The 14,289-nt window shown below is 38.1% G+C and carries 10 protein-coding genes; 5 read left to right on the plus strand and 5 right to left on the minus strand.

Annotated elements, in window-relative coordinates:
- Positions 1 to 80: 80 nt before the first annotated feature.
- Complete coding sequence (locus B8967_RS19420; RefSeq protein ID WP_084087327.1) at positions 81 to 1,199, plus strand: acyltransferase family protein; 1,119 nt, start codon at positions 81 to 83, stop codon at positions 1,197 to 1,199.
- 117 nt (positions 1,200 to 1,316) lie between these two features.
- Here B8967_RS19420 and B8967_RS19425 read toward each other — a convergent pair whose 3' ends face one another.
- Positions 1,317 to 2,132, minus strand: coding sequence for a helix-turn-helix domain-containing protein (locus B8967_RS19425; RefSeq protein ID WP_047486504.1), 816 nt, complete (start codon positions 2,130 to 2,132; stop codon positions 1,317 to 1,319).
- 57 nt (positions 2,133 to 2,189) lie between these two features.
- A complete protein-coding gene (locus tag B8967_RS19430) occupies positions 2,190 to 3,185 on the minus strand; it encodes an SDR family NAD(P)-dependent oxidoreductase (RefSeq protein ID WP_084087329.1) in 996 nt (331 codons plus the stop codon).
- Between the two features lie 197 nt (positions 3,186 to 3,382).
- Between B8967_RS19430 and B8967_RS19435 the strand changes: the two genes are divergently transcribed.
- Complete coding sequence (locus B8967_RS19435) at positions 3,383 to 4,711, plus strand: retropepsin-like aspartic protease (RefSeq protein WP_084087331.1); 1,329 nt, start codon at positions 3,383 to 3,385, stop codon at positions 4,709 to 4,711.
- Positions 4,712 to 4,846: 135 nt separating this feature from the next.
- On the opposite strand, the gene B8967_RS19440 is transcribed toward B8967_RS19435, so the two are convergent.
- Positions 4,847 to 6,310, minus strand: a complete 1,464-nt coding sequence (locus B8967_RS19440) for a RagB/SusD family nutrient uptake outer membrane protein (protein ID WP_047486498.1) — start codon at positions 6,308 to 6,310, stop codon at positions 4,847 to 4,849.
- A gap of 8 nt (positions 6,311 to 6,318) precedes the next feature.
- Complete coding sequence (locus B8967_RS19445) at positions 6,319 to 9,273, minus strand: SusC/RagA family TonB-linked outer membrane protein (protein WP_084087333.1); 2,955 nt, start codon at positions 9,271 to 9,273, stop codon at positions 6,319 to 6,321.
- A 716-nt stretch (positions 9,274 to 9,989) separates the two neighbouring features.
- Between B8967_RS19445 and B8967_RS19450 the strand changes: the two genes are divergently transcribed.
- Positions 9,990 to 10,895, plus strand: coding sequence for an SDR family oxidoreductase (locus B8967_RS19450; RefSeq protein WP_084087335.1), 906 nt, complete (start codon positions 9,990 to 9,992; stop codon positions 10,893 to 10,895).
- 94 nt (positions 10,896 to 10,989) lie between these two features.
- A complete protein-coding gene (locus B8967_RS19455; protein WP_084087337.1) occupies positions 10,990 to 11,910 on the plus strand; it encodes an AraC family transcriptional regulator in 921 nt (306 codons plus the stop codon).
- Between the two features lie 90 nt (positions 11,911 to 12,000).
- On the opposite strand, the gene B8967_RS19460 is transcribed toward B8967_RS19455, so the two are convergent.
- Positions 12,001 to 12,495, minus strand: coding sequence for a nuclear transport factor 2 family protein (locus B8967_RS19460; protein ID WP_084087339.1), 495 nt, complete (start codon positions 12,493 to 12,495; stop codon positions 12,001 to 12,003).
- Positions 12,496 to 12,738: 243 nt separating this feature from the next.
- Here B8967_RS19460 and B8967_RS19470 point away from each other — a divergent pair, with 243 nt between their 5' ends.
- Positions 12,739 to 14,247, plus strand: coding sequence for an amidohydrolase family protein (locus B8967_RS19470; RefSeq protein ID WP_084087343.1), 1,509 nt, complete (start codon positions 12,739 to 12,741; stop codon positions 14,245 to 14,247).
- Positions 14,248 to 14,289: the final 42 nt, after the last annotated feature.

A 14,289-nucleotide genomic window follows, 5' to 3' on the forward strand; every position in this document is an offset into this window, starting at 1 on the left:
TGTTGACATCAGTTGAGCTGTTTTCCAAATGTCACGGTAAAAAGTATTCCGGAATCTGATAACATTTGCAAAAAAATGAAATGAAAGAACAGTCGGAAAGGTTGTATGGGTTGGATCACCTGAGATCCGTGGCCATTGTATTGGTTTTAATGTATCATTATCGGGCATTCAGGCACCCGGCATGGATTGACAGTATTGGCCGATTCGGCTGGACGGGTGTTGATCTTTTTTTTGTTTTAAGTGGTTTTTTAATAGCAAGCCAGCTGTTTAAAGAAATAGAAAATAAGCAGACCATCAGTCTGAAAACATTTTATATTAAACGTTTTTTCAGGATTATTCCACCTTATGGGGTTACGCTGTTGCTGTATTTCATTTTTCCTTTTTTCAGAGAGAGGGAAGCACTGCCGCCTGTATGGAAGTTTATTTCCTTTACCCAGAATTTTGGATTGAATGTTATTGATCAGGGTACATTTTCCCACGCATGGTCATTGTGTATTGAAGAGCAGTTTTACCTTCTCCTTCCTTTGTCTCTTTTGATGGTAAAACGGATCAAGCTGTTTCAATATCTGGCTTTTTTAATTATTCTCCTGATCCCTTTTTCTCTGGTACTCAGATTCTTTATGTGGAATCAGTTTTTAGTTTCCGTTGATAGCAATTCTATGGAGTTCTGGCGTTTGTGGTATATGAAAATCTATTATCCTACGTATACCCGGTTAGATGGTCTGGGAATAGGCGTGCTTATCGGTTATTTAATGCGTCATTCATCGGTTTTTAAGAGGTTTGTTCATCATCATGGAAATAAACTTTTTTTCCTGGGATTGGTACTGCTGGGAGTTTCATTCTGGGTTTGTAATGAGCAGGGTTCAAAAGAAGCTTCTGTCTTTGGATTTACTTTGGTGGCTGTTAGTTACGGAATACTGGTAATGTCTGCTGTATCTGAATCTTCATTTCTTTCCCGGTGTAGATGCTATGCTACCACGCAGCTGGCTGCTTTATCTTATGCCATATATCTTTCACATAAAGGAATTATCCACATGGTACAAAGCGGCCTGGATAATTTGGGAATTCAAACTTCAGACAATATAAGCCTTATGATCTGTTTTTTTGCCTGCATTGCAGGGGGGGTGCTATACAGATTCCTCATTGAAAAACCATTTTCTAGACTTAAATACAAACTGTTGAATGCGAATTATCATTAACAATAAAAATCCCCAAATAGAAATACTTTTTTGGGATTTAATTTCTATAATGCCAGGAAAACAGCAAAAATTAAGACTTCAAATAAAAACAGTCCTATTCATCTGAAGAGATAAGTTTTATGGTAAGCCTGGCTTAAGCTGTGTTGGCGATATTCCATATTTCTTTTTAAAAGCAAAAGAAAAGTGGGAGAGGTCCTCAAATCCTACTTCAAGGAAAACGTCTTTGGGTTTTCTGTTTTTTTCTGACAGCTGGTAATAGGCCAGTTCAAGCCTTTTGGCAATCAGCCATTTCTGGGGAGTATTGTTAAAATGCCTTTTAAAATCCCGGTTAAAAGTAGACAGACTGCGACCCGTGAGGTATCCAAGTTTTTCCAAAGGCATATTGAACATGAAGTTCCGTTCCATAAAATTGATAAGGTCTATTTTTCCCGGGGCATCGAAATGGGCAAGAACTTTATCTACATCAGGATTTACCGATCTGAGGATGGCTATTGCTTCGGTTATTTTAAGGGAAGCAATATGTTCAGGAAAGGTTTCCTCCATTTCAAAATAAGGAAGCAGAGAGTTTAAATAACTTTTCAGTAGCGGATGGTTATTAAAACTGTAAATACATTGCTCCGGCCGTATGGGTTTAGGTAGATCAATTTTTTCATAATAATGCTTCAGGCGTTCTACCGAGAGATGGAGGACGACTGTTTTATGAGGCAGCCCGTCCTTAGGATAGTTGACAACTGTAGCCAACTGATTTCGGGGAATTAAAAAAGTATCACCGGCATGGAAGTAATACGTTTTGTCTGCCTGTATGATTTTGGTTTCACCTGAAATAAACCAGACCAGCATATGATCATCAAACATAAGATCTGACTTGAATAGTTTATCCTCATAGCAGGATAATTTGATCTCCTTTGTCAGGTATTTTGAAATATGATCCATGGCTCATGATATTTTTAGACTAATAAATATAATACATTTTGCAGTGTCTTTTTTGCCTTATTCAACGGGAAAACGGATGCCTGTTATTTTCTCACTCCAATCCCATAAACGGGTGGCACTGGATTGATCCAAAGAATAGGGTTTTACCCCTTTTGTTATTGCATTTTCAAGGGCTAATGGGGCAATATCCGTATCTTCACAGTAGACTCCTCCGATAGCATTAAGTTGTGGGCTGGTAGCACACCATACTGTTGTGGCAGCACCCTGAGGAATTGTTTTTAAGGTAGAGAGTATTTCCTCAGGAATGTTCCCGTGAGCGTCTGCCAATCCCATTTTTTGGAAAAGTTCCAGGGGAGCTTCTCTTCCCAGTTCTGTACCGGCAATTGATCCCGGATGTAGAGAATATACTCGTACTCCTGCTGATCTTGCCCGGTTATCCAATTCAAGAGAAAAAAGATTCACTGCTGTTTTAGATTGCCCATATCCCTGAAGAGTTTCATATTCACGGGTAAGGAAATTAGGATCTTCAAAGTTGAAAGGAGCAAACTGATGTCCTTGTGATGATACATTAACCACTCTGGCTCCCTGGGCATTTTTAAGAGCCGGCCATAGCCTTGCTGTTAACTGAAACTGAGCGAGGTAATTTGTAGCCAGCTGAGACTCAATACCTCGTTCATCTTTACGTAAAGGTACCCACATAATACCTGCATTATTGATCAGCAGGTGAAGAGACCTTCCGGATGCGAGAAATTTTTGGGCAAAATCATCAATAGACGAGGGGTTTATGAGATCCATAGGCTCGATTTCTACGTTTTCAATTCCCTTCAGGTTTTCTACGGCCTTTTGTATATTCCGTGCAGGGACAATAACTGTTGCTCCCGCTGCAGCCAAAATTTTAGTCGTTTCCAGACCGATACCTGTATTTCCTCCGGTAACGATGGCGATCTTTCCCGTAAGATCAATCCCTTTGATCACTTCTTCTGCTGTCGACTGTGCATTAAACCCTGAAATAATAGGCTTTTGCATTGTACCCTGATAATTACTGTTTTGCATTGTTTTGGTATTTAAATGTTATACAGCAAAGGTATTCCGGATTTATTCTTTTCATTTTGTTGTAAGCGTCAATTTACTTTGTTGTAACTGTCGTGGTATTAGTTTTCTGTATTCTGTCTGAATATCATTTTAGAGGAATTTTTACGTTATAACATGATCGGATTTAATAAATTAGCAAGTCAGATAAAACTCAATACATGATCACTATTACAATGAAGAATACATTAAGCAGGCTGTTAAAAACAGAATTATTCGGAAAGATAAAAACAATACGCACAGCAATGTTGTTTGCTTTGTTATGTATTTCTTTTACAGGGTTCGGGCAGACACCTGCTTCTGCATTTGATATGATATACGGTCAAATGAAGCAAAAGAATTTTTTTGAAGCTCGTACATCTTTTGCTGCGCATAAGAAAAAACTGCCTGTGGAATATCAGTATTTTACAGAAGCAGTACTTGATAATGCATTTAACAAACCTGAAGAATCTAACCTGAAAATTACAAAGCTGGAAATGCTGAAGTCTTCATTTCCGGATTCCCTGATGCTTAAAATAGGGCGTATAAAAGAAGATAACTGTATGAAACAGTATGATTATGCCGGAGCTAAAAAAGCGGTACAGGGAACTCTTCAACAATATGACAGGTTACTTACAGAAGATGAAAAGGATGATCTGAAGAATAATCTGAAAATCTGGACCGCGCTGGAAAATGAGCCCCGTCAGAAAATTGTCATGAACGGTTCAACCCGTTTGAAAATGGATAAAGATGCGGCAGGGTTGAAAAACCTGAAAGTGGATATAGGAGAAGGTACCATGAACTTTATTTTTGATACGGGTGCCAATATTTCTACAATTTCAACTTCAGCGGCCCAGCGTTTACATATGAAAATCATTCCGGCTGCTATTGATGTAGATGCCATTACCGGTATTTCTGTTAAAGCCGATCTTGCAGTCTGCAAAAAACTGGTTCTTGGAAATATTACCGTTGAAAATGCTGTATTTCTGGTGTTTGCAGATAGCGCACTCAGTTTTCCTCAAATCAAATACCAGATCAATGGTATCCTCGGTTTTCCTGTGATTGAAGCATTAAAAGAAGTTCAGCTGACTAAGGACGATTACTTTATAGTGCCAGATACAGAAACGAAAATAAATACAGTCTCCAATCTGGCTATTGACGGATTATCTCCCCTTATTTTTATCGATGGGAAACATTTTTCATTCGATACGGGAGCGGACCATACCATTTTGTATGCCCCTTTTTATCAGGAGAATAAAAAAAATATTGACAGGCAGTATCAGGTGACTAAGATCAGCATGGGGGGAGCCGGAGGTAAGATTGAATATGACGGGTTTAAGATCAGTCATACTTTTCATATCCTGGATAAGAAAATTCCTCTTGAGAATGTAAGTGTGCTAACAACCAAAATTAATAAAGAAACGGTTTACGGAAATATCGGACAGGACGTGATCCGTCAGTTTAATACAATGACCATGAATTTTGATCAGATGTTTATCAGGTTTGACTGATCAGAGGTAGGAAATTAAGAAGACTTATCATTATAATAGAATAGCACCATTTTCATTAAATGGTGCTATTCGTTTTAATGAACAGGAAAAACCTGTTCTAGATACAAAATATGATTGATATGAATGTGACTTTATTTACGGATTCTGGGTGATCTGTGGGTTGTTATTGATTTCTTTATTAGGGATTTGAAACCTGAATTTGTCCGGTGATAGATTAAACCTTCCGAAAGTATGGTTCGTTCCCGGGTATATCCTTTCTAATGGGGTATTTAATCTTTTCATATCAAACCAGGCGTAGCCTTCTCCCCAAAGCTCTATTCTTTTTTGAAGGATAATTTCACTGATCAGTTCATTTCCTGTTTTTGAAGAAAGGGTATATGCCTTATCTCTTTTGGATGAAATCTCAAATAATACCTGTCTGGCCTCGGCTTCTCTTCCCTGTCTGGCAAGGGCTTCAGCTTCTATATAGTAAAGCGAGGAAGCTCTGATATAGATATAATCGCCCTCAAAAAGACTAGGATCTTTAAACTTCCAGCTTACATAGGCAGGATAGTTTTTGGTTTTTCCATTAAAAGTATATGAAGCACTTTGACTGCCGTTGAAAACTTTTTTCCGGTAATCCGTTTCCGGAATAGCTTCATAAAGACGTTTGTCTATCAGTTTACGGATCTGCGCAGCTCCGGCATAGCCTTCATTGGTATTATCAAACATAGAGAAGAAAGAAGCATAATAATTCCCGATACTCATAGTGGATATGGTATTGTGGAATCCCCATATTGCTTCGGGATTGCTGACAGTAGAGAATCCGGTAGTGGTATAGTCGTTTTCTGTCATCAGGGCAATACCCTGTTTACTTTCTTCAGCATATTGGGCAGATTTAGCATAATTTCCTGTTTCCAAAAATACTTCAGCAGCAATAGCCTTAGCTGTCCTCTGATCAATCTGAGCTTTAGAAGGGCGGGCAAAAGTATCCAGAAGGACAATAGACTCTTCAATATCTTTAACAATTTGCCCATATACTTCTGAAACGGTTGATCTTGGAAGTCCCTGGCTTGGGTTACTGCTTGTCAGGACTAAAGGAACGCCGGGTTCCGACTGATGTTCTTTATAGCTGTTAGCATAAAAACGTACCAAATAAAGATAGGAATAGGCTCTTAATGCAAGCAGTTGCCCTTTAATAGCTCTGTTTTTGGTACCCGTATCATTTTTCAGATCATCAAGAAGCTTATTGATTACAAATATTCTTGCATAAAAAGTGGTCCATACAATTTCTGAGGCAGAATTGCTGGCATTGGTTGCCTCATAATTATAAAACATTCCCAAATGCTGATTGGTAGACTGTATAACATCATTGGACATCAGGTCTGCACCTGCTTTTATTCCCATAATCCCAAAATCGGAATGAGAGGTCGTTCCTCCGGCTCCATTGCTTCGGAGATCAAGATAGATTCCGCCCAATATTTTTTCAGGGCTTGATGAATCATTATTTAATTGCTCTCCGGATATATCGCCTTCCGGCAGCGTATTAAGGTCACTGGAGCAGCTATGGGCTATCAATCCGATGCTTATAGCAGTTATAAAGTATTTTATTGTTTTCATAAGTTCTTTTAAAATGTTAGTTTAAAGCCGAGAGAGACACTTGATAATGTAGAATATTTGTATGAATCTGAAACTCCGGTTAATGAAGTTCTGGGATCATATCCTTTTCTCTTGGACCATAGGTAGAGGTTGTTTCCTGTGAGGTAAACTTTTAAACCGGATAAACCAGCCTGTCCTGCAAAATCATCAGGCAGCTGATAAGACAGCGTAACATCCTGAAGGCTGATGTAATCTGATTTGATGAGATAGAGTGTTGAATTTCCATTCTGATTGGTTGATGTCAGGTCCACTCTTGGTAAAGCTGCACTGGGGTTTTCAGGAGTCCATGTTTTATCCAGATCAGTAGAGTAGTTAGAGGCATAGGTATCCGAATGGAATAAGCTTCTGTAAATATCATCATACCCATAGCCGCCAAACTGATAAGCAAAATTAACAGACAGGTTCAATCTCTTATAAGTTACATCTGTTCCAAAACCACCATACACTTTAGGAATAGCTGATTTTCCAGTATTGTAGTCTGTAGCCTCCTTATAATTATTGGTTATGGTTTTTTCTTCCTTTTGAGTGGTTGGGTTGATGGCTGTACGGTACCATAAGGCATCCCCGTTATTGGGGTTTACACCGGCAAACTCTTTAAGGTAGTAGGTATATCTGTCACCGCCTTCCGCCAAAATAAACAGGCCGCTGACAAGACCCGTACTTCTCTGTTCAGCAGGTAATCTGGTAATTGTATTTTTATAATGGGTCGCATTGGCGTAGATATTCCATTGGAAATCATCGGTACGAAGAACATCCACATTGATATTAGCCTGTACACCTCTGTTTGTCATGTCTCCTATATTTCCGTATTTTACATAAGATCCGGCATTGGAGGGAGGAAGAGGAAGCGTATAAATCATATCTGAGACTTTCCTTTCAAAATAATCAGCATTTAAGGTAATCCTGTTTTTCAACAGGGAGATTTCAACACCGGCATTCAGATTCTTGGAAGTTTCCCATTTTAAATCTTTGTTTCCTTGCTTTTTGAGGGATAGCACAGGCTTGTCATCCCCAAAATTGTTGATCCCATAGATATCCTGATACGCATAATAATCCCTATTGGTCCCGTCTAACAGGATGTTGTCATTTCCCTGCTGTCCGTAGGAAGCCTTTAACTTTAAAGAATTGATCAGCGCATTATCTTTAAGAAAGTTTTCTTTGGCCACATTCCATGCTACTCCCAATCCATAGAAATTTCCCCATCTGCTTTCCGGAGAAAAAACAGAAGAGCCATCTCTTCGTACATTGGCATTAAAGAAATATTTACCGTCATAATTATAGAGTAATCTGGAGAAATACCCTTCTACAGCATACTCATAGCCATTCCCGGATAAGTCTGTTATTTTTACGGCATTATCGAAAGACAATGAATTCGGTAATAAAAGTTGTTGTTTTGATCCGGAAAATCCTTCATTTTTTATTTTGTTTAATTCGTGGCCTACAAGGATGTTGAAACTATGATTGCCTAATTTCTTTTGATAGGTAAGCAACTGCTGATGATTCAGGGTATATTTGAAAATTGAACCTTTGGAAATAGTACCGCCCACGGATGATGATGTACCTCCTTCTGTATTTCCAAACTGAAGGTTGGTGACATTCTCAAGATAAGCTCCGAAATTATAAGTAAAGTCCAATCCTTTAATGATTTCATAGTTTAACCCCAGGTTGATATTCGTAATATTGCTGGTGGTTTGAGATTTATCCTTTTGGAGATTGCCCACCGGATTTTCAAACACAGCATAAGACCTTGTAGCTCCGTTAGGACCTTGCCCGTCACCATAATCATACAGAGCATTTCCATTAGTGTCGTAGAGCTGTTGATAATTATTATCTCTGAGGAAAACAGGATAAAAAGGAGATATATTTCTGGCAAACTGAAAAGGATTGGAAAAACCACCTGATTCTCCAAAATCCTGCTTGCTGTAAGTATAAGAAAGGGCTGTCGTTAATTTTAGTTTTGAGGTAATAGAATAGTCCAGGTTGGATCTTATCCCAAACCTTTCAAATCCGGAGGAGATAAGATAGCCTTTATCATCCAGGTAGTTTAAGGACGTATAAGATTTTACCTGATCACCATTGGCACTGATTCCTACAGTAGCTTCCCTTCTTAGGGCAGGTTTAAACAGCAGCTTTTTCCAGTTATCCTGATACAGTAACTGAGCATCCGGATTAAATTGACCGTCTTTTGTAATCAGCTGATTAAAAGGAGTGTTGTAAACATTGTATCCCAGTTTGCTTAAAGCAGCCAATCCCGCAGCATGAGGACTGGCAGCAGAAGGTATAGCACCCGGTTGCTGGAGTCTTGCCACTTCTCCAATCCTCGCCCTGTTATAGTATGCGGTATAATAATCCTGTGGAGAGGTATAAACCGAATAATCTTCAATAGATCTGAAATTAACCCCGGTTCTCACATCAGCTTCAATATGTAACCCCTTCGTTTTGCCTCTTTTGGTGTTGACAATAATAACACCGTTGGCTCCTCTTGATCCGTATAAAGCATTGGAAGAAGCATCTTCAAGAAAGGAAATACTTTCAATATCTGAGGCTGCAATACTGTTGAGGTTTCCGCTGTAGGGGATACCGTCCAGAACGATGAGTGGATCACTGGAGGCGTTAATAGAACCTATTCCTCTCATTCTTATAGTTGGCTGTGAGCCGGGTTGTCCTGAAGAGATTACCTGTACACCGGCGACCTTTCCACCAATTCCCTGAAGAATGTTTCCGTTTTGAAGGTTAGACAGGTCTTTAGCTTTTAAGGACTGTACAGATCCGGTGATCTCTTCTTTTTTCTGTTTTCCAAAGGCTACCACCACCACTTCTTTGATCGAGGTTTCTTTGGAGAGGCTGTCTTTACTTTGTGCAAAGCCATATTCTGCGAATAAAAGCACAGCCAATACACCAAGTTTGCATTGTTTTTTTCTCATTATATTATCATCTTTAAGTTTAAAATCGTAGGATATGACGGCCTGTACTTCCAGTTAAGGAATAAGAAGTCCCGGCCTCCCTTTTTGGGGAGGTTTCAGTGAAAAGCTTATAATGGGTACAGGGTTAGTTAGGCCTTGAAATAAAAGGCCCTACAGTATCAGATTGTGTATGTGAAGTTATGACATCATCATTGTACACATCGAAAATTCAAAACACATATTTTGAGAAGTATGTTCGTGCTGTGAAAGACATAGATATGCACTGCGGTTATGTTGGGCAGGCATCCTATCGACGATGGTGAACAGGTAAGTATCGGAGTAATTTTTATTCATGAGAATAAAGTTTATTTTTTTTAACTGTGTCAAAATTATTTAATTATTTGTAAACCCTTATCAATAGGGGATATGAGATATATCATATAAGTCTACTAATTTAGTAGGGTAATAAGGATTTAAGTATTTGAAGTATGGATTTTAAATGTAATATATTTTAAATCAGTAAGTTATTTATTTCGTTGAAATGCGAGATAAAGTCTCTATTAAGCTTCTTATATGGTGTGAATAAATCTTAATAATAAAAGTCTATTGTTTTTGTAGACTTTTTGTTTATTTTATGGGAATGAGATGAGTTTGTTTTTGGCTAAGAAGAAGTGAGATTGAGCGAAGTCTGTTTTAAGCGGTATTCAGAATTTTACATCAACAAAAAATAGATAAAAATGAATATTGTTTTAACAGGTTCCATCGGGAACATTGGAAAACCACTTACAGAAGAGCTCGTACAAAAAGGACATTCGGTAACCGTTATCACCAGTACTACAGAAAGAGTATCCGCTATTGAGATGCTGGGAGCAAAAGCTGCTGTAGGAAATATGTTTGATGTAGATTTTCTGACCAAAACATTTGAAGGGGCAGATATTGTTTATTTAATGGAAACTATGGAGGCCGTGGGAGATCTATTTGATAAGAGTATTGATTTCATTGGTGAGATCAGTAGGATAGGGCACAACTACAAAAAAGCTGTTGAACGATCCGGTGTTCAAAAAATCATACATCTCAGCAGTATTGGCGCACATACCGACAAAGGAACAGGTATCATTGTTTTTCATTATGATGTAGAGCAGATACTCAGAGAATTGGCGGAGGCTATTTCTATTAAATTTATTCGCCCGGTGGGTATTTACTTCAATCTGTTTTCCATGATTACCGGCATCAGAAACAAAGGAGCGATTGTTTCCAACTGGGGAGGCGATAAAAAAGAACCCTGGGTTTCCCCATTGGATATTGCAGAAACTATTGCAGAAGAAATTGAAAAACCCTTTGAAGGAAGAAGTGTTCGTTACGTAGCCAGCGATGAGGTATCTCCCAATGAAATTGCGAAAGCTTTGGGAGAGGCTATTGCTAAGCCGGATTTACAATGGCAAATCATTCCGGATGAGGAATTATTCAATCATTGGGTGAATATCGGATTCAATGAGCAGGTGGCAAGAGGTTTTGTAGAAACCCAGGCAGCACAGGGGAGTGGTATATTATACGAAGATTATTATCAACAGAAACCTGTTTTAGGAAAAATAAAGCTGGCAGATTTTGCTAAAGAATTTGCTGCTGCCTATCAAAATGAATAGTACATAGCGCATCACCGGCAGTCTCAATACATGATTGATAAGGTTGAGACTGCAATGTTGCTGCAAATCACCACAAATTAGTAACTTTATCCTTATGGAACAGCGGATTACAAAAAGAATAAAAACCATTACTGAATTTCACCGGTCAAGAGGTTTGCCTCATCCCGAACATCCCCTGGTGAGTGTGGTTGATTATAGTACCGTTATCCGGCCTGAAGATATTGGTGAGGCCAACTGGGTATTTGATTTTTATATGATTTCTCTTAAAATAGGAATCAATGGTCAATTGAAATATGGACAGCAGGAATATGATTTTGATGAAGGCACCATGTTTTTTATTTCTCCCAACCAGGTCTTCCGGATTGAAACTGAACCCGCTCTTCAGGAAAAGCAATCCGGGTGGATGCTGCTGATTCATCCTGATTTCCTTTGGAATACCCCTCTGGCAAAAGAGATCAGGCAATATGATTTTTTTGACTATTCAGTACATGAAGCTTTATTTCTTTCCAAAAAAGAGGAAAAAACCATCAATGAAATTATAGAAAATATTGAACAGGAATATCGGGCTACTCTTGATAAGTTCAGTCAAAATATTATTATTTCACATATAGAAACCCTGCTCAATTATTCCGAAAGGTTTTATGAACGTCAGTTTATAACCAGAAAAATTACCAACCATCACGTTCTTAATCGCCTGGAGGAGGTGTTGAATGAATATTTCAATGATAATGCCCCGGTTTCAAAAGGATTACCCACCGTGCAGTATATCGCCCAAAAGCTGAATATTTCTCCCAATTACCTGAGCCGGATGCTTACCACGCTTACAGGGCAAAGTACACAGCAACTGATTCAGGATAAATTGATTGAAAAAGCGAAAGAAAAACTCTCTACAACAGATGAATCCATAAGTGAGATTGCTTACGATTTAGGTTTTGAGCATCCCCAGTCTTTTACAAAACTGTTTAAAAATAAAACGAATCTTTCGCCGCTAAAATTCAGAAATTCTTTTCATTAAATGAGATGAGGATTAAAAGCTCAGGATAGGATGTTTGTATAAAGGAATCAGGATATGTTGGGTCTAATGGAAGAATAAAATGGAAATACTTTAATGTCCATAGCTTACCACTCTTGAGATCATCCAGCCTTCATCAGTATGCTTCCAGATATGAACAAATTTGAACGTTCCACAATGGGTTAAAACTCCATTTTCCAGACGACAAAACTGATGTGTTCCTGATTGAATAGCTCCGTAATCTTTAACAGGATATACTTCTACGGTACCCGGCACAAGTACTCTCCTGGTGTAGGCATAGTTTTTAGCAACCCTTCGGAAATTATCAACGGTTTCTTCGTATCCAGCCAATCCACCGGTATCATGGAAAAATTCAAGGTCTTTGGTGAAAAAGGTTTTGAGTTTGTCAATATCTCCACTGTTGGCAGCACTGAAAAGTGTGCTGTCCCTTTCCATAATGGTATGATAGAGTTCCTGGGAAACCGGAGTGTAGGATTTTGTTTGCGAAAAGGCTGCCGACCCTAATACACTACATATCAGGATGGAGAAAGAGCGTACCCCTATTATTTTTTTTGTAAAAATGTTCATTGAATAAATCTAAGCATTAAATTTTGATCAGCATTTTTAAAAGAATCCATTGATCTATGAAAGCTTGAAATATCGATGATTACCATAAAAGAAATGATGATATGAAAAGAGTCGGTATAAAAATTAAGCCCATTTTTAGGAGGTATTGAGAGTATTTTTGTAAAATTAATTATATTTTTGATGATGATTTTATTTGTACAATTGATATTCGTGATCAATTGTGTAACGTGAACCCTTACTATTATGATGAGAAAATATTCTACTTATATCCTGCTTTTTGGATTTCCTTTGTTCGGATGCCAAACTAAGGTGGTTGAAAAATCCACCTATGAGCAGAACTGGATGTTGTTAGAAAAAGATAATAAAGCACTGGCTTTTGATGCCGATATACACTTATCTGATGCTGAACTTACATTGGATAAAAAATTATTTGAACTACGAAAACAATTCCTTAACGAAACAGAGAAACAGAAGATCCCTTTATATAACAGCTCTTTTAACGAATTAAAACCGTTGATAGAAGACAGTAAGCTGTATAAAGTTTTTCAAACGATGCCTAAAGGTGGTCTGCTGCATACCCACAGTGGAGGAGTTACCGATATGAAATGGGTGATTGCAGCGGCAAGAAAGTATAAAGAATGTTATGTCTATGACCAAAAAGATAATGATAAGTTTATTGTAGGTCAGCTGGCTTTTTTTGAAAATGGGAAAGTTCCCCAAGGATTCGTCAGTCTTGATAAAAAACTTCTTTCGGATCCTCATTTTGAAAAAGAGTTATTGGAGCTTCTCACTCTGAAGCGGGATAAATTATGTACCTATACCAACTATTGGATTGAGTTTGAAAAACGTTTTCAACGCATCAATCTGCTGTTGCCTTACCGTCCTTTCTTTAAAGAATATTATCTGAAAGGCTTCCAGGATCTGGCGAAAGATAAAGTACAGCATGTGGAAATCCGATATGTTTTTGAAGAACTTTATGATTTCCAACATGGAAAATACCCTGTAAAGAAATCGATTACCGACCTGCAGGATATCGTTAAAGAAGTACAGAAATCAGACCCTCAGTTCAGCCTGAAGCTCATTTATTCAAGTTTTAAGTTTTTAGATCCTCAAAGTATTGAAAAGCAGCTTGAAACAGCTTTTGAACTTAAAAAAGAATTTCCGGATATGATTTCCGGTTTTGATCTTGTTGCAGATGAAGCGGCAGGCCATAGTATTTCTTTCTTTGAGAAAAACTGGACCGCATTGGACGGACTTAGTAAAAAATATGGCGTAGAAATGCCTCTTTTCCTCCATGCCGGTGAAAGTAATTCGGTCTTTAATAAAAATGTTTTTGATACTTCATTGTTGAATAACCGAAGAATTGGTCACGGTTTAAACCTGATCTATTTTCCGAAGACAATGGAGCTGATCAAAAAACAGAATAAACTGGTTGAGGTAAGCCCAATCAGTAACCAGATTTTAGGATACGTCAGTGACTTGAGGAATCATCCGGCAAGAGTGTTATTAAGTAATGGAGTACAGTGTTCCATAAACAGTGATGATCCGTCGGTATATGGATATGAAGGACTCAGCTATGATTTCTGGGTTGCTTTTGTCTATTGGGAGCTGGATGTGAAAGCCCTGAAAAAATTGGTTTTCAATTCCATTACTTATTCTTCTATGAATGATAATGAAAAAAAGGTTGCCGTTGCCCACCTGAATAAACAGTGGAATGATTTTATTCAGCATACCAATCAGTCATTAAACTAATGTAAATGTCTGCCCAGTTGGACCAGAATAAAATAAGGTGAG

Source organism: Chryseobacterium sp. YR221 (assembly GCF_900176315.1).
Lineage (GTDB): Bacteria > Bacteroidota > Bacteroidia > Flavobacteriales > Weeksellaceae > Chryseobacterium > Chryseobacterium rhizosphaerae.